We start from the raw sequence: 21,796 nt of genomic DNA on the forward strand, positions 1-21,796 counted from the left end.
GGCGCCGTTTTCTTGGGCGTACTAGCGGTAGCCCTGGCTGCCCGGCTCAGGCCAGGATGGCGAATACCGCAGGCACCTTGTCCGGCAAGCCCTCGCCGGAGCTGCGCCAATCGGCCACGCTGGCGCTGCGGGTCCAGCCTTGGGCCAGGCTCAGGCCGCAGCTGATGGACAGGCGGGTCTGTGGCCGCAGATGGCTCAACAGAGCGTGGAGCAGGGCGGAGTTGCGGTACGGTGTTTCGATCATCAGCTGGGTTTGCTGTTGCCGGCCGGACAGGGCTTCCAGCTCCTTGATGCGCGCGGCGCGCGCTGGTGCTTCCACGGGCAGGTAGCCGACAAACGCAAAACTCTGGCCATTCAGGCCGCTGGCCGACAGGGCCATCAGCAGGGAGCTCGGGCCGCTCAGCGGCAGCACCTCGATGTCGGCATCGTGCGCGGCGGCCACCAGCAGGGCGCCGGGGTCGGCCACGGCCGGAAGGCCGGCTTCTGAAATCAGGCCCATGTCATGCCCGGCCAGCGCGGGCGCCAACAGGGCGTGCCAGGCCTGGTTTTGATTGACCAGATCGCCGCCCCGGCCTTTGGGCGGGCGTGGCAGCTCCTTGATTTCCAGGCTCTGCAGGGGCTGCGCCAGCGGGCAGACCTCGTCCACGCGTTTCAAAAACGCACGGGTGGTCTTGGCGCTTTCGGCGGCCCAGTGGCCGAGGCGTGCGGCGGTGGCAATCACCTGCTGCGGCAAGACTTCGTTGAGCGGCACCGCTGCGCCCTCGACGCCAAAATCCAGGGTGTTGGGGATCAGGTAAAGGCGGCCCTTCTTGTTGCTGTGGGCGCTCATTGGCTGACTCCGCCTGCCAGGCTAATGGCGAGGGCTTGCAGGGGATCCAGGCCCGCGGCGCGGAGCAGGGCGCTGGTACGGATCAGTGGCAGGCCGATCAGCGCGGTGGGGTCGTCCGATTCGATGGCGGACAGCAGGCTGATACCCAGCCCCTCCGACTTGGCGCTGCCGGCGCAGTCGTAGGGCTGCTCGGCGCGCAGATAGGTCTCAATCTCGGTGTCGCTGAGTTCGCGAAAGCGCACGCGCACCGGGGCCAGGTCTTGCTGGGCAAAACTGCTCGCTTCGCAGACCACGGCCACGCCGGTTTGAAAAATGATGCTGTGGCCGCTCATTCGGCGCAGTTGCTCGACCGCGCGCTCGTGGCTGCCCGGCTTGCCGATGGGGCGGCCGTTCAGGTCGGCAACCTGGTCGGAGCCGATCACGATGGCCTCGGGGTGAAGTCGGGCCACGGCGTGTGCCTTGGCGAGAGACAGGCGCGCAGCCAGTGCCGCGGGTGCTTCGCCGGGAAGCGGGGTTTCATCCACTTCGGGTGACTGCACGGCAAAGGGCAGGCGCAGCCGCTCCAGCAGTTCGCGCCGGTAGCGCGAGGTGGAGGCGAGGATCAAGGGGCGGGGTGCCGGGGTGGCGGAAGGTGTGTGCATGGCTGGATTTTCGCATTGGCGCCTGGGCTTCGCGTTTCAGCTGCCTGGCTTGCAAGGCCGGCCTCGTACACTTGCGGCCATGAAAGCGCATGAATTTGACTCACGAAAATTGGACGTTCCGGCCTTTGCCCGGGATGCGGGCAGTCTGCAGGGCGAGTGGCCGGCCGCGCAGCTGAGTCGCCTGGCCGATGTGGCGGCGCCCGAGACGCCGGTGGCGGCCTGGCCCGCGGTGCAGTGGTCCTTGCAAGGTGAGCGCCGGGAGCTCAGTGGCGGTGCTGTTGAAACCTGGTTGCACCTGGAGGCCTCGGCCGAAGTGAGCATGACTTGCCAGCGCTGCCTGCAGCCGGTGCAGGAGTCGATGAGCCTGGAGCGCTCCTATCGCTTTGTGCGCGATGAGCAAGAGGCGGCCGAGCAGGACATCGAGAGCGAGGAGGAGCTGCTGGTGCTGACGCGCAATCTCGACGTGCAGGAGTTGGTGGAGGATGAATTGCTCTTGTCGCTCCCCTTGGTGCCGCGTCACGAACAATGCCCGAAGCCCCTGGAAGTGCCGGCAGGCGTGGCGGAGTTGAGCGAAGAAGAAGCGGCCTCGTCCGAGCGCCCCAATCCCTTTGCGGCCCTGGCTGCATTGAAGAAAAAATGACGAAGCGGGCCGGCGGCCGTGCGCCTTCGCCGGCGGCGATTGTGGGCTCGGATTTGAGTCTTGGCGTCAACGGTGCTACAATCGCGGGCTTTCCCCGGTCCGAGAATCAAAGTAGCGTGCCGTGAGTGCTGGCCAGCTTGGCTGCAGTGCTTGCAAACCGCTGGCGCATGGTGCGCTTGATGCTCGCGACGCTTGTGTACACAGCAATCGCGGCGCCCGGGGTGTGCAGGTCGCTGGTCTGCTTGCAGAGTTGGAGCGAATCGCTTCAGCAAATCCAGACCGCCGCGCCTCAATCACCGGAGCCTTAGGAGAATTTCATGGCCGTTCAGCAAAACAAGAAGTCGCCTTCCAAGCGTGGCATGCACCGTTCGCACAATGCCCTGGTCACCCCGGGTACTGCCATCGAGCCGACCACCGGCGAAGTGCATCTGCGTCACCACATCAGCCCCACCGGCTTCTACCGCGGCCGCAAGGTCCTGAAGACCAAGGCTGACGCCTGATCGATTTCGACTGACGCGCCTGCCCCAGGCGGCGCGTTGATCTCACGATCTGCTGTGATCACGAATTCCCGGCCTGTGCCTTGTTGCAGTGCCGGGTTTTTGTGTTTTCTGCGGGCTCTGTTGCGCGGTGTTTCCACCGTTGGCAAGAGACCGCATGGCCTGACATATTGGCTTGATCCACTCGGGTGTGCGTGCGCGAAGGCGCTGCACGGCCTGAGTTTTCGTGTCCGGCCGTTTTTCTGTGGCCGGCTTTCACCTGGGTTGCTGTGATGTCTTCTGTCGATTCCCGTCTGCCCGCCCAGCCCGCGGTGTCCGTGGCCGAGCCTTTGGCCCGGGTGCGCCTGGCTGTCGATTGCATGGGCGGCGACCATGGGCCGTCCATCACCTTGCCGGCCTGTGAGGCCTTCCTCGCCAAGCACCCGCAAGCCGAACTGCTGCTGGTGGGCCTGCCCGATGCGCTGGCTGCGGCCGCCCAATGGCCACGCTGCCGCATCGTGCCCGCCAGTGAAGTGGTGACCATGGACGACCCGGTCGAGGTGGCACTGCGCCGCAAGAAGGATTCGTCCATGCGGGTGGCCATCAGCCAGCTCAAGTCGGCCGACGGCGGCTTGCCCCTGGCCGATGCCTGTGTGTCGGCCGGCAACACCGGCGCCCTGATGGCGGTCTCGCGCTATCTGCTCAAGACCCTGGATGGCATCGATCGGCCGGCCATTGCCTCGGTCATGCCCAACCAGCTCGGTGGCTACACCACCATGCTGGACCTGGGCGCCAATGTCGATTGCTCGGCCGAGCACCTGCTGCAATTCGCGCTGATGGGCAGTGCCCTGGTCGCGGCTGTGGATGGCAAGCCCGAGCCGCGTGTCGGCCTGCTCAATATTGGTGAAGAGGTCATCAAGGGCAGCGAAACCATCAAGCGTGCGGGTGAATTGCTGCGCGCGGCGGCGGCTGCTGGTCAGCTGAATTTCCACGGCAATGTGGAAGGCAATGACATCTTCAAGGGCACGGTCGACCTGGTCGTGTGCGATGGTTTTGTCGGTAACGTCGCGCTGAAGACGGCCGAAGGTCTGGCCACCATGATCATCACCATCATCCGCGAGGAGTTCGGTCGCAGCTGGATCAGCAAGGCGGCCGCCGCTCTGGCGATGCCGGTGCTCAAGCGCTTCAAAGGCCGTGTGGACCACCGTCGCTTCAACGGTGCAGCCCTGCTGGGCCTGCGTGGCCTGGTGTTCAAGAGCCATGGCTCGGCCGATGCCTTCGCTTTCGAGAACGCTTTGAACCGGGCGTATGATGCCGCCCGCAACCGGTTGCTCGACCGGGTACACGATCGCATCATTGCCACGCTGCAAGCCACGCCCGGCACCACGACCGGCGCCGAGGGGCTCGCGGTGGGCGACTCAGGAGACAAGGCGACCCCGGTCGCCCAAGCTGCATGACCACCATCCCCAGCGCCACGAACACCCCCGCATCTGCTCCAACGCCTTCGACGGCCATGCCTTCTGCGCGCCACGCCCGCATCATCGGCACCGGCAGCTACCTGCCGCCCCTGCGTCTGAGCAACGCCGAGCTGGCCGCCCAGCTGGCCGCCGATGGCATCGAGACCTCGGATGAGTGGATCGTCGAGCGCACCGGCATCCATGCCCGCCATTTCGCCGCCGAAGGCGTGACGGCCAGCGACCTGGCCTTGCCCGCTGCGCAAGCCGCCATCGCCGCGGCCGGCATTGCGGCCGATGAGATCGATCTCATCATCGTCGCCACCTCGACGCCGGACATGGTCTTCCCCTCGACCGCCTGCCTGCTTCAGCACAAGCTGGGCATCGCCGGCGGTGCGGCATTCGATGTGCAGGCGGTCTGCTCCGGCTTTGTCTACGCGCTGACGGTGGCGGATTCGATGATCCGAACCGGCGCGGCCAACAAGGCCCTGGTTGTGGGCGCCGAGGTGTTCTCGCGCATCCTCGATTTCAAGGATCGCACCACCTGTGTGCTGTTTGGCGATGGCGCCGGTGCTGTGGTGCTGGGCGCCAGCGACACGCCGGGCATCCTGGCCACCGAGCTGCATGCCGATGGCAAGCATTCGGGCATTCTTTGCGTGCCCGGCCATGTCTCGGGCGGCAAGGTCAGCGGCGACCCACTGCTGAAGATGGATGGCCAGGCCGTGTTCAAGCTGGCCGTCGGCGTGCTGGAAAAAGTGGCCCGCTCGGTGCTGGAGAAAGCCGGCCGCAGCGAGGACGACATCGATTGGCTGATTCCTCATCAGGCCAATATCCGCATCATGCAGGGCACGGCCAAGAAGCTGAAGCTGCCGCTGGACAAGGTGGTGGTCACCGTGGATCAGCACGGCAACACCTCGGCTGCGTCGATCCCGCTTGCCCTCGATGTGGCGGTGCGTGACGGCCGCGTCAAGGCCGGCGACACCGTGATGCTGGAAGGCGTTGGAGGCGGCTTCACCTGGGGTGCCGTGCTGCTGGATTTCTGATTCCGCAGGCCGCGCTTCACGGCTTTTGCCTCCGCTGCAATTCCGAGTTACTTCATCTCCAATTCTTCGACACACGATCATGAGCGCAAAGTTCGCATTCGTCTTTCCGGGCCAAGGCTCGCAAACCGTGGGCATGCTGGACGCCTGGGGCGATCACCCTGAGGTGGCTCGCACCCTGGCCGAGGCATCCGAGGCCCTGGGCGAAGACATCGGCGCCCTGATCAAGGCCGGCCCGAAAGAGCAGCTGGACCTGACCACCAACACCCAGCCCGTGATGCTGACGGCCGGCATTGCCTGCTACCGCGCCTGGGTGGCTGAAACCGGCTTGCTGCCGGCGGCTGCGGCCGGCCACTCGCTGGGCGAGTACACCGCCCTGGTGGCGGCCGGTGCGCTGACGCTGGCCGAGGCGCTGCCACTGGTGCGATTCCGTGCCCAAGCCATGCAAGAAGCCGTGCCGGTGGGCGTGGGCGCCATGGCGGCCATCCTGGGTCTGGACAGCGCGGCCGTGATCGAGGGTTGTGCCGCCGCGGCCGCTGCCACCGGTGAGGCCGTGGAGGCTGCCAATTTCAATGACCCCAAGCAGACCGTGATTGCCGGCACCAAGGCCGGGGTCGACAAGGCCTGTGAGTTGCTCAAGGCCGCGGGCGCCAAGCGCGCGCTGCTGCTGCCGGTGTCGGCGCCCTTCCACTCGAGCCTGATGAAGCCGGCGGCGCTGGCGCTGCAAGGGCGTCTGGCCGCGACCGAGTTTGCGGCGCTGCAGTTTCCGGTGATCAACAACATCGATGTGGCCGCAGTCGGCGATGCCGCCGGCCTGCGCGATGCGCTGTACCGCCAGGCTTTCGGCCCGGTGCGCTGGGTCGAAGTGGTGCAGGCGCTGAAGGCGCAGGGCATCCAGCATGTGCTGGAGTGCGGCCCGGGCAAGGTCCTGGCCGGCCTGGCCAAGCGTGTCGATGCCGAACTGATCAGCGCCACCGTGCTGGACCCGGCCAGCCTGGCCGAGGCACGCGCACTGCTGGGCTGAGCATCGCCCCGTCTGCACCTTCCAACGAAACCGCAAGAAGATCATGACTGACACGACGACAAGCAGCACCCCCCAAGTGGCCCTGGTCACCGGCGCCAGCCGCGGCATCGGCCGCTCCATCGCCCTGACCCTGGCCGAGCAGGGCTACAAGGTCATCGGCACCGCCACCAGCGAATCCGGTGCGGCCGCCATCGGCGAGGCCCTGGCTGCGCTGGGTGGCTCGGGCGTGGTGCTCAATGTCAATGATGCGGCCGCGGTTGAAGCGGCCGTGGACGGCATCGTCAAAGCCCATGGCGGCCTGCACGTGCTGGTCAACAACGCCGGCATCACCCGCGACACCCTGGCCATGCGCATGAAGGACGACGATTGGGATGTCGTGCTGGACACCAATCTGAAGGCCGTGTTCCGCATGAGCCGCGCCGTCATGCGCACCATGATGAAACAGCGTTATGGCCGCATCATCAGTATCACTTCGGTGGTCGGGGCTTCGGGCAACCCGGGCCAGGCCAACTACGCGGCGGCCAAGGCCGGTGTTGCCGGCATGACGCGCTCGCTGGCGCGCGAGCTGGGCAGCCGCGGCATCACCGTCAACTGCGTGGCGCCTGGTTTCATCGCCACCGACATGACCGAAGTGCTGCCCGAGGCGCAGAAGGCCGCGCTGCTGGCGCAGATCCCGGTGGGCCGCCTGGGCGAGCCGCGGGAAATTGCGGAGGCTGTTGCCTTCCTCGCGTCACCGAAGGCAGCCTACATTACCGGCAGTGAACTGCATGTCAACGGCGGCATGTTCATGAACTGACAGATTTGAGATGGCGGCAGTTCCGCCGCCATCCACCGGATTTGCCCGGCCGGTGAAGGTTCTCTGATGTGCCGCAATGCCTTGTTTTAGGCGCGACTCCCTAGAGGCCTTAGAATCCCGGGCTGTTCCTAGCAAACCCCTCCTGGAGGAGTCATGAGCGATATCGAAGCACGTGTCAAGAAAATCATCGCCGAGCAACTCGGCGTGCCTGAGTCCGATGTGACCAACGAAAAGGCCTTCGTGGCCGACCTGGGCGCCGACTCGCTCGACACCGTGGAATTGGTGATGGCACTCGAAGACGAGTTCGGCATCGAAATCCCCGATGAAGAAGCCGAGAAGATCACCAGCGTTCAGCTGGCGATCGACTACGCCGTCAAGCACCAAAAGGCCTGAGTCTTCAGCGCTTGAGCCTTTGTTCAACTGATTTCCGTACCGCATGAGCCGTCGTCGCGTCGTAGTTACCGGACTTGGTCTGATCAGCCCCGTGGGAAACACGGTCGCTGAAGGCTGGGCCAACATCCTGGCCGGTCAGTCCGGTATTGACCGCATCACCCGCTTTGATCCGTCGGCCTTTGCCTGTCAGTTCGCCGGTGAGGTGAAGGGCTTCGATGTGGCGGACTACATGTCCACCAAAGAAGCGCGGACCATGGACACCTTCATCCATTACGGATTGGCGGCGTCCATTCAAGCGGTGCGCGATGCCGGTCTGCCGACCGGCGATCAGTTGAGTGAAGAGCAGGCTGAGCGCATCGGCGTGCTGGTGGGGTCGGGCATCGGCGGCTTGCCGCTGATCGAAGAAACCCACAGCGAGTACGTTGCGCGCGGCCCGCGTCGCATTTCCCCCTTCTTTGTGCCGGCCTCGATCATCAACATGATCTCGGGCCATGTCTCGATCAAGTTCGGCTTCCAAGGCCCGAACCTGGCCATCGTGACCGCTTGCACCACCGGCTTGCATGCCATCGGTCAAGCTGCGCGGCTCATTGAATACGGCGATGCCGACGTGATGATCGCCGGCGGCGCGGAATCCACCGTGTCGCCCTTGGGCATCGGAGGCTTTGCCTCGGCGCGGGCACTGTCCACGCGCAACGACGATCCCAAGACTGCTTCCCGACCCTGGGACAAGGACCGCGACGGTTTTGTGCTGGGTGAGGGCGGCGGTGTGCTGGTGCTGGAAGAGTACGAGCATGCCAAGAAGCGTGGCGCCAAGATCTATGCCGAGCTGTCCGGCTTTGGCATGGGTGCTGACGCGTACCACATGACCGCGCCCAATGTGGACGGTCCCAAACGGTCGATGCGCGCGGCCTTGCGCAATGCAGGCCTGAACGCCGACCAAGTGCAATACATGAACGCCCACGGCACCTCCACGCCGCTGGGTGATGTGAACGAGACGAACGCCATCAAGCTGGCCTTCGGCGACCATGCCAAGAATCTGGTGGTCAGCTCGACCAAGTCCATGACCGGGCATTTGCTCGGCGGGGCCGGTGGTATCGAGTCGGTGTTCACGGTGCTGGCGGTTCACCACCAGGTGGCGCCGCCAACCATCAACATCTTCAACCAGGATCCCGAGTGCGACCTGGACTACTGCGCCAACGAAGCGCGGCAGATGAAGATCGAATACGCCGCCAAGAACAATTTCGGTTTCGGCGGCACCAACGGCACGCTGATCTTCAAGCGGGTCTGATCGCCGGCGGCGCCAGCTGCCTTGTTGTTTCAAAGCCGAACCTGAGCCTGCTGCGATGAACGCCACCTCGCGTCACGCAGCGCCGCTCCGGGTTGAGGTGCTTCCACAGCCAGCCTTGCAGCTGGCTGTGTCGTTTCTGGCCCTGCTGGCTGCGGCTTCGCTGTCGGCGGCTGGGGTTGCGCATCAGTTGGTGTCCGCGTGGCATTCGGTTTGGGTCTTGCCTCTGTGCGCCGCCCTGGGCTGGCGTGTGGCGCGTGTGCGGCCGCGCTTGTTGCTGTGGGATGGCCAGAGCTGGCGCTTGCACGAGCGCGAGGCATCGGGAGCGCCGCGCGACCCGGGTGTGGAGCTTCGGCTGGCCGCAGTCTTTGATTTCGACGACTGGCTGCTTCTGCGGGCGCAGCGTGTGGACGCTGCAGCGCCTCTGCTGCAGCGACTGCGCTGGCATTGGGTGCCGCTCTATCTCCCACTGAGCCGGCGCCGGCAGCCGGGAGTGTGGGGCACATTGCGGGCGACCCTGTTTGCCGCTCGCGCCAGCCAGGATGGGCAGAGCACACGCGGGGCGCGGGATCAGCCCCCTGGAGGCGCAGGTCCTGCGACCTGAGGCGTGGCGGCCGCTGATTCCGGGGTGACTTTCGCAAGCCGGCTTGGGCCGCTGCCATCATCAAACGCAGCCGGTCGAGGCTGGCGCGCCATGCCGTGCTTGCTGGCAGTGGCGGCTTGTCCGCCCGCTTGTCCGATCGCAGCACACGCTGCATTTGTTTACCTGTTCTTTGCATTCGTCCACCCTTGAAATCAAGTCGCCTGGTCCCAAAATCGCCAGCTGCTGTCTCAGGTTCAACGCCCTGGCCGCGTTGGTGGGTTTTTCTCTGGTGAACACTTCGAGTCCAACCATGTCCTTTCTGTCTCTTGCCCGTCCGTCCTTGTCGCGCTGGTCGCGAGCCTTGCTCTCTGCCGGCGCTCTGTCCCTGAGCCTCAGCCTGCTGCCCGATGTCGGCCATGCCCAGGCGCGCGAGCTGCCGGACTTCACCGAGCTGGTCGAGAAGGTCGGCCCGGCGGTGGTGAACATCCGCACCTCGGAGCGCCTCAAGGCCAATGCCCAGGGCATGCCCGAGATGGACGAGCAGATGCTGGAGTTCCTGCGCCGCTTCGGCATGCCCGCGCCCAACCAGCGCCGTGGTGCCCCACGCGGCGGCGGCGACAACGAAGATGCACCGCAGCGCCGCGGCGTCGGCTCGGGCTTTGTGCTCAGCGCTGATGGCTATGTGATGACCAATGCCCATGTGGTGCAGGATGCCGACGAGGTCTACGTCACCCTGACTGACAAGCGCGAGTTCAAGGCCAAGCTGGTCGGCGCCGACCGCCGCACCGATGTGGCCGTGCTCAAGATCGAGGCGAGCGGCCTGCCGGCAGTGAAGATCGGCGATGTCGGCCGCCTCAAGGTCGGTGAATGGGTCATGGCCATCGGTTCGCCCTTTGGCTTCGACAACAGCGTCACCGCCGGCATCGTCAGCGCCAAGGCGCGCGACACGGGCGACTTCTTGCCCTTTATCCAGACCGATGTGGCCATCAACCCGGGTAATTCGGGTGGCCCGCTGCTGAACATGCGCGGCGAGGTGGTAGGCATCAACTCGCAGATCTACAGCCAGTCCGGCGGCTTCATGGGCATCTCCTTCTCGATCCCCATCGATGAGGCGATCCGCGTGTCCGAGCAGCTGCGCAGCCACGGCAAGGTGGTGCGCGGCTTCATCGGCGTGACGCTGGAAGATGTGAGCAAGGATGTGGCCGAGGCCATCGGCCTGGGCAAGCCGCATGGCGCCGTGATCCGCAGCGTGGTGGCCGGCGGCGCGGCCGACAAGGCCGGCATCGAAGGCGGCGATGTGATCACCAAGTTCGACGGCAAGACGATCGAGAAGGTCAGCGATCTGCGTCGCGTGGTGGCCGGTCTCAAGCCGAACAGCAAGGCCGTGGTCCAGGTGTTCCGCCGCGGTACCTACAAGGACCTCAACATCACCATCGCCGAGATGCCCAATGAAGAAGCACGTACTTCGGCGGGCGTCGACGGTGACGGCAAGCCCTCTGCCGGCCCGGCCAGCGCCTTGGGCTTGCAGCTCGGTGAGTTGAGCGAGGCGCAAAAGCGCGAGCTCAAGCTCAAGTCGGGTGTTCGCGTGGAGGCGGCCATCGGCGTGGCCGCACGTGCAGGCCTGCGCGAGGGCGATGTCATCCTGTCGGTGGACAACACCGATGTCAGCAGCGTCAAGCAGGTGCAGGCCGTGCTGGCCAAGCTGGACAAGGCCAAGGTCATCAATTTGCTGGTGCGCCGCGGTGACCTGACCAGCTTTGTGCTGCTGCGCCCGGCTCGGTAATCTGGCCGTTTAATCCACGCTGGCGACAGTGCCAAGACCCGGTATGCCAGAGCGGGCTGCCGGGTCTTTTCATATGGCGGAAGCTGCTCACCTGCCGGGCCACGCGGCAGGGCAGGGTGGCGGATTTCGATTCCTGTCGCTGTCGGCTAGAATCCGGAGTTCGCTTGGCCTCTTTGCGGCCGGCGAAAGACGTAAACACGAGTCAAGCGTGACGAAAATGCCGGGCCGACGGAGGCGCAGGCGGGCGGGCTGCAAGGTTTTCAAAAACCATGCCAGCGCGCCTTGATAAGCCTGTGAATAAGTTGTGGACAAAATCCATGTTGGCGGGCCGCAACGACGGGCAATCCCGGCGGGGCGCGGTTTCCAGACAGGACCTTTTGGCTACAATGGAAGCCCAACAAGCAGTTGCCATACCTTTTGTTGGAAGGCGCGTCACCGTTTCGACGTGCCTTTTTTTTACCCGCCGTTCGGCCTTTGTGTGGCCATCACATCGCGCCGCGATTGAGAGCTTGCGCTGCCCGGGCTCCCGCCCTTTGTGACTCCAGCCCAGCTCAGTCTGTAAAAGCATGAACCACATCCGCAATTTCTCCATCATCGCCCACATCGACCACGGCAAGAGCACGCTGGCGGACCGCATCATTCAACGCTGTGGCGGTCTCTCGGACCGCGAGATGGAAGCGCAGGTGCTGGACTCGATGGACATCGAGCGCGAGCGCGGCATCACCATCAAGGCCCAGACCGCAGCCCTGCAGTACACGGCCAAGGACGGCAAGACCTACAACCTCAACCTGATCGACACGCCCGGGCATGTGGACTTCTCGTACGAAGTGAGCCGTTCGCTGTCGGCCTGCGAGGGCGCGCTGCTGGTGGTGGACGCCAGCCAGGGCGTGGAAGCACAGACCGTCGCCAACTGCTACACCGCGCTGGACCTCGGCGTGGAAGTGGTGCCGGTGCTGAACAAGATGGACTTGCCCAGCGCCGACCCGGACAACGCCAAGGCCGAGATCGAAGACGTGATCGGCATCGACGCCACCGACGCGATTCCCTGCAGCGCCAAGACCGGCATGGGCATCGATGAAATCATCGAGGCCGTGATCGCCCGCATCCCGCCGCCCAAGGGCGTGGTCGAGGCGCCGCTGCGCGCCATGATCATCGACAGCTGGTTCGACAACTACGTCGGCGTGGTGATGCTGGTCCGCGTGGTGGACGGCACGCTGCGCAAGGGCGAGCGCATCCGCATGATGGCCACCAATGCCATCTACCCGGCCGAGCATCTGGGCGTCTTCTCGCCCAAGTCCGAAAAGCGCGATCAGCTCAATGCCGGTGAGGTGGGCTTTGTGATTGCCGGCATCAAGGAGCTGCAGGCTGCCAAGGTCGGCGACACCATCACGCTGGAAAAGAAGCTGCCCAACAACCTCGGCCCGGCCGAAGAGGCCTTGCCCGGCTTCAAGGAAATCCAGCCCCAGGTGTTTGCCGGTCTGTATCCGACCGAATCGAGCGAGTACGACCAACTGCGCGATGCGCTCGAGAAGCTCAAGCTCAACGACTCTTCGCTGCGCTACGAACCCGAAGTCTCGCAGGCGCTGGGCTTCGGCTTCCGCTGCGGCTTCCTGGGCCTGCTGCATATGGAGATCGTGCAGGAGCGTCTGGAGCGCGAGTTCGACCAGGACCTGATCACCACCGCGCCCAGCGTGGTCTACGAGGTGGTGCTGGGGGATGGCACGGTGATCGAGGTGGAGAACCCCTCGAAGATGCCCGAGGTCGGCAAGATCGCCGAGATCCGCGAGCCCATCGTCACCGTGCACCTTTACATGCCGCAGGACTATGTCGGCCCGGTCATGACCCTGGCCAACCAGAAGCGCGGCACGCAGATCAATATGGCCTACCACGGCCGCCAGGTCATGCTGACCTATGAAATGCCGCTGGCCGAAATCGTGCTGGACTTCTTCGACAAGCTGAAGTCGGTCTCGCGCGGCTACGCCTCCATGGACTACGAGTTCAAGGAGTACCGCGCCTCCGATGTGGTCAAGGTCGACATCCTGATCAACGGCGACCGCGTCGATGCTCTGTCCATCATCGTCCACCGCGCGCAGAGCCAGTTCCGCGGCCGCGCCGTGGCGGCCAAGATGCGCGAGCAGATCCCGCGTCAGATGTACGACGTGGCGATCCAGGCTGCCATTGGCGCCAACATCATCGCCCGCGAGAACATCAAGGCGATGCGCAAGAACGTGCTGGCAAAATGCTACGGCGGCGACATCACCCGCAAGCGCAAGCTGCTCGAAAAGCAAAAGGCCGGCAAGAAACGCATGAAGCAGATCGGCTCCGTCGAGGTGCCTCAAGAAGCATTCCTGGCCATCCTGCAAGTGGACGACTGACCGCCGTCGCCCGGCCTTCTTTCTTCTCCCTTCCTCCCAACCAAGCGATCGATTGATGAGTGCTCTGACCGGAATTCTCTACGCGGCCCTGGTCGCTTACCTGGGCGGCTGGTACACCGGCTACTGGAGCGGCAACTTCTCCCTTCTGCTTTTCATCCTGACCGTGGTCACGCTGGCCTACTGGCTGGCCGAGCGCTTTCATTTCCAGCCGGCCCGAGCTCGTGCCGCCCAGGCCCTGCTCGATGCCGATGCCCAGCGCCGCCAGACCCTGGCCGCCCAGGGCATCAGCCGTGTCGATGGGGATGTCGAGGCGGCACGTCAGCAGATCCTGCAGCAGCCCTGGTGGATGGATTGGACTGCCGGCTTGTTCCCGGTCATCCTGGCCGTGTTCTTTCTGCGCTCTTTCTTGTTCGAGCCGTTCAAGATCCCCTCGGGTTCGATGGTGCCGACCCTGCTGGTCGGTGACTTGATCCTGGTGAACAAGTTCCACTACGGCGTGCGCCTGCCGGTGATCAACAAGAAGATCATCTCCAACAACGAGGTCAAGCGCGGCGACGTGATGGTGTTCCGCTGGCCGGTGGACACCAGCGTGGACTTCATCAAGCGCGTAGCGGCCATCCCCGGCGACGAGGTGGCCTACCTGAACCAGAAGCTCTACATCAACGGCAAGCCGACCGAAGTCCAACCTCAGGGCGATTTCTACGACGAGAGCTCGATGACCTACCGTCCGCGCTTCCTGGAGAAGCTGGGCGAGAAAGAGCATCAGATGCTGGTCAACCCACAGGCGCAGCCCATCTTCCAGCCCAACCGTCCGGATGGCCCGTTCCCCTACCAGGACCAGTGCAAATACACCATCGAAGGCGTGCGCTGCACGGTGCCGGCGGGTTACTACTACATGATCGGCGACAACCGCGACAACTCCGGGGACTCGCGCTTCTGGGGCTTTGTGCCCGATGAAAACATCGTCGGCCGGGCCTTCTTTGTTTGGATGAATTTCGGTAACCTCAAGCGCATTGGCCCCTTCCATTGAGGCGGCCTGAACGGCGGGGCTGCGGTCTCGCCCGGCAAAGATCCGGTTTGAAACTTCAGGGAGAGGACGTTTCGATGCTTCGTCGTCAGTCAAATCCAGGCCAGCGTTGCCATTCGGGTGCCCAAGCGCGATCACAGCGCGGCATCAGCCTTCTGGGTCTGCTGTTCTGGGGTGTTCTGCTCGCCTTCGGTGGCGTGGTGATCGCCCGCGTCATCCCGACCGTGCTGGAGTTCTACACCATTCAACGTGTGGTCGATCGCATTGCTGCGGCCAACCCGGCCACCGTGCCGGCCGTGCGCGCCGAGTTCGAGCGCGCTCAGCAGGTTGAATACTCCATGGTCAGCATTTCCAGCCAGGATCTGGTGATCAGCAAGGACAACGAGAAGCTGCAGATCAGCTTCGCCTACGACAAGCAGGTCGATCTGGCCGGCCCTGTCTATCTCTTGATCAAGTACCAGGGCAAGTCCCGTTGATGGCGTTTTCGCCGCTTCGGTCGCTGGCGCCCGCATTTTCAACGTCTGTGTCCGCATGAGTAGCAGTGCTGCGCCTCTTCTCGCCTTGCAACAACGCCTGGGTCATCGCTTCAGCAAGCCGGAGCTGTTGAGCCGCGCCCTGACGCACCGCAGCTTCAGCAGCGATCACAACGAGCGCCTGGAGTTCCTCGGCGACGCGGTGCTGAGCCTGGCCGTCTCCAGCCTGCTGTACGAGCGCTATGCCGGCTCCGACGAGGGCGACCTGACCCGCATCCGCGCCCACCTGGTGCGCGAAGACAGCCTGCACCGCCTGGCGCTCGATCTGGGTCTGCCCCAGGTGCTGCGCCTCTCGGATGGCGAGGCCAAGGGCGGTGGCGCGCAGCGCCCCTCCATCCTGGCCGACGCCCTCGAAGCCATCATCGGCGCCACCTTCATCGACGCCGGCTACCCGGCCGCGCTCGAGGTGGTGCGCAAGATGCTGGGCGATCTGCTGGCCGGTGCGGCCACCGACCGCTGGGCCAAAGATGCCAAGACCGCGCTCCAGGAGATGCTGCAAGCCCGCCGCCTTGCCGTACCCACCTACCGCATCACCGACACCCGCGGCCAGGCCCATGCCCAGACCTTTGAGGTTGAGTGCGTCGTGCCTGCGCTGAAGCTGGCCACGCGCGGCGAAGGCCGGTCCCGCCGCATTGCCGAACAAGAAGCCGCCCGTCGCCTGCTCGACGAACTGATTGCCCTCGACAAGCCAAGTTCTGGCTTGCGCGACAAGGAGCGGCCCCGCGCCGACACCCCATGACCCACACCCCCACCACGCCGGACGACGCCACTTCGCCTGAAGCTTCGTCGGCCTCTCCTGCACCCGTCGTCACCTATGCCTTGCCGCCCATTCCCGCGGCCGGCTCGGGCGCGACCTCGCTGTCGCCCGAGGCCGCAGCCGCCGCGCAAGCCAGCGGCGGCAAGATGGCCGACGGCACGCCCCAGCGCTGTGGCCTGATCGCCATCGTCGGCCGGCCCAATGTCGGCAAGTCGACCCTGCTCAACGCCCTGGTCGGCCAGAAGGTCAGCATCACCTCGGACAAGGCGCAGACCACACGCCATCGCATCACCGGCATGCGCACCGTGGACGAGGCGCAGTTCGTGTTCGTGGACACGCCCGGCTTCCAGATGAAGTACAACGCGGCGCTCAACCGCAACCTGAATCGCACCGTGCACGGCGTGCTCGGCGATGTGGATCTGGTGCTTTATGTGCTGGAAGCGGGCCGCTTCGGCCTGGACGATGCCAAGGTGCTGTCCCTGCTGCCGCAGGACAAGCCGGTGGTGATGATCGCCAACAAGCTGGACGCCGTGCAGCGCCGCGCCGATCTGGCCCCCTGGCTCAAGAGCATGCAGGAGCGCCGCAACTTCAGCGAATTCGTGCCCCTTTCGGCCAAGAAGGACGCCGATGTCCAGCGCCTCTTCAAGATCCTCAAGCCCTACCTGCCCGAGCAGGGCTGGTTCTACGACGGCGACGCGCTGACCGACCGCAGCGAGAAATTCCTGGCCAGCGAAATCATCCGCGAGAAGCTGTTCCGCCTGACCGGTGACGAGCTGCCCTACACCTCGACCGTGATCATCGACAAATGGGAAGACGAGGGCGAGCTGCGCCGCATCTCGGCCTCCATCGTGGTCGAGCGCGATGCTCACAAGGGCATGATCATCGGCCAGGGCGGCGAGCGCCTCAAGCGCATCGGCTCCGAGGCGCGCCAGGAGCTGGAGCATCTGATGGATGGCCGTGTCTTCCTGGAACTCTGGGTCAAGGTGCGTTCGGGCTGGGCCGACAGCGAAGAACATTTGCGGACCTACGGCTACGAGTGAAGCCGCTGGCGTGCTTCTCGTTTGACCGGCTTGACCGGCCCGTTCGCTGATGGCCCGCGGCGCGCGCGCACCTGCGGTTCAGCAGGCTTTTGTGCTCCACCAGTACGACTGGAGCGAGTCCAGCCTCATCCTCGACCTCTTCACCCGTGAGCAGGGCCGCCTGGCCGTGGTGGCCAAGGGCGCCAAGCGGCCGTATTCGCAGCTGCGCGCGGTGCTGCTGCCCTTTCAGCGCATCCAGGTCACCTTGTCCAAACCGGCCAAATCCACGGATGGCAACCCGGCCGAGGTCGTCACCCTGCGCGCGGCCGAATGGGCCGGCGGCAGCACCTTGCCGGCCGGCGCCGCGCTGTTTTCGGGCTATTACCTGAACGAGCTGCTGCTCAAGCTGCTGGCCCGGCAGGATGCCCATCCGCTGCTCTTCGATGCCTATGCCCAGACCTTGCCGCAGCTGCATGCCAACGAGGATGCGCAGTCGCAGGCGGCGCTGCGCGCGTTTGAGCTGCGCCTGCTGGTGGAGACCGGCCTGCTGCCCGACCTCAGCGTCGTGACCTTGACCCAGGCCCCGCTGCAGCTGGCACGCAGCTATGGCCTGTCCGCCGAGGCGGGCATCCAGCCCTTGTCCATCGAAGCGGGTGGCCTGGATGGCAGCACCTGGATCCATCTGCAAGCCGCGCTGCTGCACGGCAGCATGGCCGCACTGCAGCAGGCCTGCGCCCCGGTTTTGCCGCAGCTCAAGTCGGCGCTGCGCGGCCTGCTTCACTATCATCTGGGCGGCAAGCCGCTGCGCACCCGCCAGGTGATGCTGGATGTGCAGAAGCTGCTCGACTGAAGCTTGGGCGCAGCCCCGGCCGCCCTGACTGATATTTGCTGGAACTGGAAACGATGAACCCTTTGCTCGCTCCCGAGGCCTCGGCCGTCCATTCGCACGGCCAGCGCTGCGCCTTGTCGGTCAATGTCAACAAGGTGGCCTTGCTGCGCAACACACGACACCTGGGCATTCCCAGCGTGCTGCGCGCGGCCGAGGCCTGCTTGCTGGCCGGGGCCCAGGGCATCACCGTGCACCCGCGCCCCGACGAGCGCCACATCCGCCCGGCCGATGTACGCGAGCTGGCGGCGCTGATGAAGCAGTGGCCGCATGCCGAGTACAACATCGAGGGCAACCCGACCCAGAACCTGATGGACTATGTGCGTGAGCTGCGTCCGCACCAGGTGACTTTTGTGCCTGACAGCGAGGACCAGTTCACCTCCGACCACGGCTGGAACCTGCCGGCCGATCGCGAGCGCCTGGCGCCGCTGATCGCGGAATGCCAAAGCCTGGGCGTGCGCGTCAGCCTCTTCATGGACCCGCTGCCCGAGGCCATGGTCCATGTGGCCGCGCTGGGCGCCGAGCGCATCGAGCTCTACACCGAGACCTTCGCCAGCGCCTTCAGCACTGCCCGCGAGGCCGAGGTGCTGGCCGGCTTCACCCGCACGGCCGAGGCCGCCCTGGCCCAGGGCCTGGGCATCAACGCCGGCCACGACCTCAACCGCGACAACCTGAGCCTGTTCCTGCGCGCCGTGCCCGGTGTGCAGGAGGTGTCCATCGGCCACGCCCTGATCGCCGATGCCCTGGAGCTGGGCTACACCGAGACCGTGCGCGAGTACCTGCGCAGCATCCAGCGCGCTTACGCAGCATGAGCATCGACATGAGCAGCAAGAAGCCGGCATTCCTCGACCTGCGCCCGGCCGAGCCCGACGATGCGCTGCGCATCGCCGCCTTGGCGCGCTGGGTCTGGCTGGACCGTTATGCCGCCGAGGGCGGCGTCAACAGCACGGTGGCCGAGTACCTGAAGCGTGATTTCGACGAACAGCTGCTGCGCCAGTCCATCGATCTGAACCGTCACTGGGTGATCGAGCGGGGCGACACCTTGCTGGCCTGGGCACATCTGGACGACAGCGCCGTCTGCCCGGTGGCTGTGTCCGGCCAAGCGGTCGAGCTCAAGCGCCTCTACGTGGCGCCGCACAGCCAGAACCAGGGCCTGGGCTTGAAGCTGTTGCACCAGGCGCGCCAGACCTGGCCCGAGCGTTCGCTTTGGCTCAGAGCCTGGATCGGCAACGAAGGCGCTTTGCGTTTCTACCGCCGCGAAGGTGCCAGCCTCTGGGGCGAGGCCTGGTTCGAACTGGGCGGCCAGCAGCATCGCAATGAGTTGCTGGGCTGGGCACCGCTGGAGCCCGAGGCATGATTTACGGCATCGGCACCGATGTCTGCGACATCCGCCGCATGCGCGAGACCCTGGCGCGGCGCGGCGAGCGCTTCGCGGAAAAAGTGCTGGGTCCGCAAGAGCTGGAGGTCTTTCGCGCCCGCCGTGCGCGCGCCGAGAGCCGGGGCCTGAGTTTTCTCGCCACCCGCTTTTCGGCCAAGGAGGCCTTCTCGAAAGCCATCGGCCTGGGCATGCGCATGCCCATGAACTGGCGCGACTGCGAGATCCTCAACGCGCCCAGTGGCAAGCCCGAGATCCGCCTGCATGGCGAGCTAGCCCGCTGGTTTGAAGCCCAGGGCCTGCGCGCCCTGGTCAGCGTCAGCGACGAAACCGATTACGCGACCAGCTTTGTGGTGGTCGAGACCCTGGCCTGAAGCCAGGCCGCAGAAAGACGGACAAAGACGATGGAAGTAGACCTGCAACACGCCCCCGTGGTGCTCGATGTCGCCGGCCTGAGCCTGAGCGAGGCCGAGCGTGTGCGCCTGCGCCACCCCCTGGTCGGCGGCCTGATCTTGTTCGCCCGCAATTTCGAGAGCCGCGCCCAGCTGCTGGCGCTGACGGCCGACATCAAATCCATCCGACCGGATGTGTTGATCTGTGTGGACCATGAGGGCGGCCGCGTGCAGCGTTTCCAGACCGATGGCTTCACCCACCTGCCGGCCATGCGTCGGCTCGGCGAGTTATGGATGGAGGATGCGCTGCAGGCCACCGCGGCGGCCACGGCTGCCGGGTTCGTGCTGGCCGCCGAGCTGCGCGCCTGTGGCGTGGACTTCAGCTTTGCCCCGGTGCTGGACCTGGATTACGGTGAGAGCTCTGTCATCGGCACCCGCAGCTTCCACCGCGACCCACGCGTGGTGGCCTTGCTGGCCAAGAGCCTGCAGCATGGCTTGTTGCTGGCCGGCATGGCCAGCTGCGCCAAGCATTTCCCGGGTCATGGCTACGTCAAGGCCGACTCTCACACCGAGGTGCCCGTGGACCGGCGCAGCCTCAAGGCCATCCTGGCCGAGGATGCGAAGCCGTTTGAATGGCTGGTCATGAGCACCGGCGCGGTGATGCCGGCCCATGTGATCTACCCCAAGGTCGATGCCCGCCCGGCCGGGTTCAGTGCCCGCTGGTTGCAGGAGGTGCTGCGCGAGCGCCTGGGCTTTGGCGGTGCCATCTTCAGCGATGACCTGGGCATGGCCGGCGCCCGCGTGCTGGAAGGGCGTGCGATTGGCTACGTGGACGCGGCGCTGGCGGCCCTGCAGGCCGGTTGCGATCTGGTGCTCTTGTGCAATCAGTCGAATGTCGACGGTGGCCGGGCCTTGGATGAATTCCTGGACGGCTTGCAAGCCGCGCAGGCCCGCGGCGAATGGCAGCCCAGCGCCGAGAGCGAGGCCCGCCGCGCTGGCCTGCTGCCGCAATCGGCGCCACTGACCTGGGACGAGCTCATGCATGAGCCGGCCTACCACCAGGCCTTGCAGACCCTGCCTTGAAGCCGGAGGCTGTGCGGTCATGAACAAGGATGCCGGCGTCGCTCCTGCGATGGCTGATGCAGCCAACGCTGCCAGTGCGGCTAAGGCGGCCGACCCCCGGCCCGAGCCGCCCGTGGCACCCGACCTGGACGCCTGCTGCGGCAATGGCTGCGACCCCTGCATCTTCGACCTGCACGATCTGGCCATGGACCAGTATCGCCAGGCCCTGAGGGCCTGGGAGGCGCGGCAGCGAGCGCAGTAGCGGGGACGCGCTTCCGGCCCCCGCCACTGAAACACTCAGCGCTTGAGGTTCTTGCCGCTCGCTTCCATCTCCATGTCCACCTTCATGTTCATCACCGGCTTGCCCGGCGCTTGCATGCGCATGTTCATGGCCAGGTTCATGGCCTGATTCAGGACCAGGCGGTCGGCCACGCGCCAGCTCATGCGGCCTTGGCCCTGGCCCGAGGCGGTCATCAGCGGCGCGGCCGGCGCGGAGGCGGTGGCATCCGGGGCGCTGGCGGCCGAGCTTGCAGCGGCGGCAGCTGCCACAGCGGCTTCGGCCTTGTCATCGTTCATGGCCATGGTGATGTTCACGCCGACGTCGAAATCAGCGACGCCGTTTTCCAGCTTGACCAGGGTGTAGCGGCCCAGCATCTTCAGGTCCATGCCCGGGCCTTTGGGAATTGGCAAGGCCATGTCCAGCGGCATTTCGGCCGATTCGCCGACCTTGAGGCGGCGGCCTTCCAGGGCGCTCATGCTGCTTAGCAATTGCTTGAGTAGCCCTTCGGACAGGCCGCTGCTCGCGGCATCCATGCCGGCCATCTTCATGGACTGGAAGCTGCCGGTCTTCTGGTTCAGCTTGGCGTCGATCTTGATGTCGACCGTGGCCTTGGGCGGGCCGACGCGCTCGCCAGCGGAATTGCTCATCTCCAGGGGCAGGCTCTTGCCGCGCAGCTGAAGCTGGAAGTTGCCCTGCTTGTCAGCGGCCGTGGTCGTGACTTGCTGATCGAACTCGCTGCGCATGCTCATGGGCATCTTGGCGGCCTGCATGGCCTGCTCCATCTTGGCGCGCTCTTCCTCGCTCATGCCCTCGAAGGGCTCCATGCGCATGTCCATCTTCATGCGCATGACCGAATGGATCTGATGGCGTTGCTGGGGTAGGGGGAAGAAGCGCAGTTCCACTTCGTTCGTGGCGGCGCTGGCGCTTGCCGCGGCAGCGGCCTTGGGCTTGGCCGAGGCGGCTTGAGCGGTCGGCAGCAGGCCGGCGCTGAGGATCAGCAGGGCGCTGAAGCCGTGGGTCAATAGGCTGCGCTTGGGGTGTTGAGACGTCAACATGATGGACAAGACTCCCTCGGGTGAGTGTGATGGGGTGCTTAGGGGAAAGGCCTGGGTGGCGCGTGCGCTGAAACCCGGTCGAAAAAATGCC

General features: G+C 65.4%; 24 protein-coding genes. 21 read left to right on the forward strand and 3 right to left on the reverse strand.

Translation table 11 applies throughout. From position 1 onward, the window contains the following. Window positions 1-46: 46 nt before the first annotated feature. A complete protein-coding gene (locus OOB33_RS10215; protein WP_271008574.1) occupies window positions 47-829 on the reverse strand; it encodes an SAM-dependent methyltransferase in 783 nt (260 codons plus the stop codon). Beyond that, window positions 826-1,470: a Maf family nucleotide pyrophosphatase gene (locus OOB33_RS10220; RefSeq protein ID WP_271008575.1), complete on the reverse strand. Its 645-nt coding sequence runs from the start codon at window positions 1,468-1,470 to the stop codon at window positions 826-828. Before OOB33_RS10220 ends, OOB33_RS10215 begins: the two co-directional genes overlap by 4 nt. A 109-nt stretch (window positions 1,471-1,579) precedes the next feature. On the opposite strand from OOB33_RS10220, the gene OOB33_RS10225 reads away from it, so the two are divergent. The 21 genes from OOB33_RS10225 to OOB33_RS10325 all read left to right on the forward strand — a co-directional run bounded on the left by OOB33_RS10225 (window position 1,580) and on the right by OOB33_RS10325 (window position 20,632). After that, window positions 1,580-2,110, forward strand: a complete 531-nt coding sequence (locus tag OOB33_RS10225; RefSeq protein WP_271008576.1) for a YceD family protein — start codon at window positions 1,580-1,582, stop codon at window positions 2,108-2,110. Between the two features lie 317 nt (window positions 2,111-2,427). Further along, window positions 2,428-2,610 (forward strand): 50S ribosomal protein L32, encoded by a 183-nt coding sequence (gene rpmF, locus OOB33_RS10230; RefSeq protein WP_009552540.1) that lies wholly within the window; start codon window positions 2,428-2,430, stop codon window positions 2,608-2,610. A gap of 335 nt (window positions 2,611-2,945) precedes the next feature. Beyond that, window positions 2,946-4,043, forward strand: coding sequence for a phosphate acyltransferase PlsX (plsX, locus tag OOB33_RS10235; RefSeq protein ID WP_442953041.1), 1,098 nt, complete (start codon window positions 2,946-2,948; stop codon window positions 4,041-4,043). Window positions 4,044-4,099: 56 nt separating this feature from the next. Then, complete coding sequence (locus tag OOB33_RS10240) at window positions 4,100-5,083, forward strand: beta-ketoacyl-ACP synthase III (protein ID WP_271008578.1); 984 nt, start codon at window positions 4,100-4,102, stop codon at window positions 5,081-5,083. A gap of 79 nt (window positions 5,084-5,162) precedes the next feature. After that, window positions 5,163-6,104 carry an ACP S-malonyltransferase gene (fabD, locus tag OOB33_RS10245; protein WP_102767679.1) on the forward strand — a complete coding sequence of 314 codons (942 nt, stop codon included), beginning with the start codon at window positions 5,163-5,165 and terminating at the stop codon, window positions 6,102-6,104. A gap of 43 nt (window positions 6,105-6,147) precedes the next feature. Continuing rightward, window positions 6,148-6,900, forward strand: a complete 753-nt coding sequence (fabG, locus tag OOB33_RS10250) for a 3-oxoacyl-ACP reductase FabG (protein WP_271008579.1) — start codon at window positions 6,148-6,150, stop codon at window positions 6,898-6,900. A 153-nt stretch (window positions 6,901-7,053) separates the two neighbouring features. Then, window positions 7,054-7,293 (forward strand): acyl carrier protein, encoded by a 240-nt coding sequence (gene acpP, locus OOB33_RS10255; protein ID WP_102767677.1) that lies wholly within the window; start codon window positions 7,054-7,056, stop codon window positions 7,291-7,293. A gap of 43 nt (window positions 7,294-7,336) precedes the next feature. Continuing rightward, complete coding sequence (fabF, locus tag OOB33_RS10260) at window positions 7,337-8,581, forward strand: beta-ketoacyl-ACP synthase II (RefSeq protein ID WP_102767676.1); 1,245 nt, start codon at window positions 7,337-7,339, stop codon at window positions 8,579-8,581. Window positions 8,582-8,636: 55 nt separating this feature from the next. Further along, on the forward strand, window positions 8,637-9,182 hold the full coding sequence (locus OOB33_RS10265) for a hypothetical protein (RefSeq protein WP_102767675.1): 546 nt from the start codon (window positions 8,637-8,639) through the stop codon (window positions 9,180-9,182). A gap of 289 nt (window positions 9,183-9,471) precedes the next feature. Continuing rightward, complete coding sequence (locus OOB33_RS10270) at window positions 9,472-10,944, forward strand: DegQ family serine endoprotease (RefSeq protein ID WP_102767674.1); 1,473 nt, start codon at window positions 9,472-9,474, stop codon at window positions 10,942-10,944. 566 nt (window positions 10,945-11,510) lie between these two features. Then, on the forward strand, window positions 11,511-13,319 hold the full coding sequence (lepA, locus tag OOB33_RS10275; protein WP_102767673.1) for a translation elongation factor 4: 1,809 nt from the start codon (window positions 11,511-11,513) through the stop codon (window positions 13,317-13,319). 55 nt (window positions 13,320-13,374) lie between these two features. Next, window positions 13,375-14,349, forward strand: a complete 975-nt coding sequence (gene lepB / locus OOB33_RS10280; protein WP_102767672.1) for a signal peptidase I — start codon at window positions 13,375-13,377, stop codon at window positions 14,347-14,349. Window positions 14,350-14,423: 74 nt separating this feature from the next. Further along, complete coding sequence (locus OOB33_RS10285; protein WP_102767671.1) at window positions 14,424-14,822, forward strand: DUF4845 domain-containing protein; 399 nt, start codon at window positions 14,424-14,426, stop codon at window positions 14,820-14,822. Between the two features lie 55 nt (window positions 14,823-14,877). Further along, complete coding sequence (gene rnc, locus OOB33_RS10290) at window positions 14,878-15,618, forward strand: ribonuclease III (protein WP_102767670.1); 741 nt, start codon at window positions 14,878-14,880, stop codon at window positions 15,616-15,618. After that, the gene (era, locus tag OOB33_RS10295) at window positions 15,615-16,676 is read left to right on the forward strand and encodes a GTPase Era (RefSeq protein ID WP_102767669.1); all 1,062 of its coding nucleotides are present in this window, start codon (window positions 15,615-15,617) and stop codon (window positions 16,674-16,676) included. The genes rnc and era overlap by 4 nt, the downstream gene beginning before the upstream one ends. Before the next feature lie 49 nt (window positions 16,677-16,725). Then, window positions 16,726-17,505: a DNA repair protein RecO gene (gene recO, locus OOB33_RS10300; protein ID WP_271008580.1), complete on the forward strand. Its 780-nt coding sequence runs from the start codon at window positions 16,726-16,728 to the stop codon at window positions 17,503-17,505. A 53-nt stretch (window positions 17,506-17,558) separates the two neighbouring features. Further along, complete coding sequence (locus OOB33_RS10305; protein WP_271008581.1) at window positions 17,559-18,353, forward strand: pyridoxine 5'-phosphate synthase; 795 nt, start codon at window positions 17,559-17,561, stop codon at window positions 18,351-18,353. A gap of 8 nt (window positions 18,354-18,361) precedes the next feature. Beyond that, the gene (locus OOB33_RS10310; protein ID WP_271008582.1) at window positions 18,362-18,898 is read left to right on the forward strand and encodes a GNAT family N-acetyltransferase; all 537 of its coding nucleotides are present in this window, start codon (window positions 18,362-18,364) and stop codon (window positions 18,896-18,898) included. Beyond that, on the forward strand, window positions 18,895-19,290 hold the full coding sequence (acpS, locus tag OOB33_RS10315) for a holo-ACP synthase (protein WP_102767665.1): 396 nt from the start codon (window positions 18,895-18,897) through the stop codon (window positions 19,288-19,290). Before OOB33_RS10310 ends, acpS begins: the two co-directional genes overlap by 4 nt. Before the next feature lie 30 nt (window positions 19,291-19,320). Next, the gene (nagZ, locus tag OOB33_RS10320; protein ID WP_271008583.1) at window positions 19,321-20,391 is read left to right on the forward strand and encodes a beta-N-acetylhexosaminidase; all 1,071 of its coding nucleotides are present in this window, start codon (window positions 19,321-19,323) and stop codon (window positions 20,389-20,391) included. A 19-nt stretch (window positions 20,392-20,410) separates the two neighbouring features. Beyond that, a complete protein-coding gene (locus OOB33_RS10325; RefSeq protein WP_442952998.1) occupies window positions 20,411-20,632 on the forward strand; it encodes an oxidoreductase-like domain-containing protein in 222 nt (73 codons plus the stop codon). 35 nt (window positions 20,633-20,667) lie between these two features. On the opposite strand, the gene OOB33_RS10330 is transcribed toward OOB33_RS10325, so the two are convergent. After that, entirely contained in the window at window positions 20,668-21,705 is a 1,038-nt protein-coding gene (locus OOB33_RS10330; RefSeq protein ID WP_271008584.1) for a hypothetical protein, read from the reverse strand. Window positions 21,706-21,796: the final 91 nt, after the last annotated feature.

The organism is Paucibacter sp. B51, assembly GCF_027863535.1.
GTDB classification, from domain to species: Bacteria; Pseudomonadota; Gammaproteobacteria; order Burkholderiales; family Burkholderiaceae_C; genus Paucibacter_A; species Paucibacter_A aquatilis.

Bases quoted from the DNA above. Each gene is read 5' to 3' on its own strand.
- lepA (WP_102767673.1), top strand. From the start codon at position 11,511: ATGAACCACATCCGCAATTTCTCCATCATCGCCCACATCGACCACGGC.
- OOB33_RS10265 (WP_102767675.1), top strand. From the start codon at position 8,637: ATGAACGCCACCTCGCGTCACGCAGCGCCGCTCCGGGTTGAGGTGCTT.
- OOB33_RS10220 (WP_271008575.1), bottom strand. From the start codon at position 1,470: ATGCACACACCTTCCGCCACCCCGGCACCCCGCCCCTTGATCCTCGCC.
- rnc (WP_102767670.1), top strand. From the start codon at position 14,878: ATGAGTAGCAGTGCTGCGCCTCTTCTCGCCTTGCAACAACGCCTGGGT.
- fabD (WP_102767679.1), top strand. From the start codon at position 5,163: ATGAGCGCAAAGTTCGCATTCGTCTTTCCGGGCCAAGGCTCGCAAACC.
- fabG (WP_271008579.1), top strand. From the start codon at position 6,148: ATGACTGACACGACGACAAGCAGCACCCCCCAAGTGGCCCTGGTCACC.
- fabF (WP_102767676.1), top strand. From the start codon at position 7,337: ATGAGCCGTCGTCGCGTCGTAGTTACCGGACTTGGTCTGATCAGCCCC.
- OOB33_RS10305 (WP_271008581.1), top strand. From the start codon at position 17,559: ATGAACCCTTTGCTCGCTCCCGAGGCCTCGGCCGTCCATTCGCACGGC.
- rpmF (WP_009552540.1), top strand. From the start codon at position 2,428: ATGGCCGTTCAGCAAAACAAGAAGTCGCCTTCCAAGCGTGGCATGCAC.
- OOB33_RS10325 (WP_442952998.1), top strand. From the start codon at position 20,411: ATGAACAAGGATGCCGGCGTCGCTCCTGCGATGGCTGATGCAGCCAAC.
- OOB33_RS10310 (WP_271008582.1), top strand. From the start codon at position 18,362: ATGAGCAGCAAGAAGCCGGCATTCCTCGACCTGCGCCCGGCCGAGCCC.
- recO (WP_271008580.1), top strand. From the start codon at position 16,726: ATGGCCCGCGGCGCGCGCGCACCTGCGGTTCAGCAGGCTTTTGTGCTC.
- OOB33_RS10285 (WP_102767671.1), top strand. From the start codon at position 14,424: ATGCTTCGTCGTCAGTCAAATCCAGGCCAGCGTTGCCATTCGGGTGCC.
- OOB33_RS10330 (WP_271008584.1), bottom strand. From the start codon at position 21,705: ATGTTGACGTCTCAACACCCCAAGCGCAGCCTATTGACCCACGGCTTC.
- nagZ (WP_271008583.1), top strand. From the start codon at position 19,321: ATGGAAGTAGACCTGCAACACGCCCCCGTGGTGCTCGATGTCGCCGGC.
- OOB33_RS10215 (WP_271008574.1), bottom strand. From the start codon at position 829: ATGAGCGCCCACAGCAACAAGAAGGGCCGCCTTTACCTGATCCCCAAC.
- lepB (WP_102767672.1), top strand. From the start codon at position 13,375: ATGAGTGCTCTGACCGGAATTCTCTACGCGGCCCTGGTCGCTTACCTG.
- OOB33_RS10240 (WP_271008578.1), top strand. From the start codon at position 4,100: ATGCCTTCTGCGCGCCACGCCCGCATCATCGGCACCGGCAGCTACCTG.
- era (WP_102767669.1), top strand. From the start codon at position 15,615: ATGACCCACACCCCCACCACGCCGGACGACGCCACTTCGCCTGAAGCT.
- acpP (WP_102767677.1), top strand. From the start codon at position 7,054: ATGAGCGATATCGAAGCACGTGTCAAGAAAATCATCGCCGAGCAACTC.
- OOB33_RS10270 (WP_102767674.1), top strand. From the start codon at position 9,472: ATGTCCTTTCTGTCTCTTGCCCGTCCGTCCTTGTCGCGCTGGTCGCGA.
- acpS (WP_102767665.1), top strand. From the start codon at position 18,895: ATGATTTACGGCATCGGCACCGATGTCTGCGACATCCGCCGCATGCGC.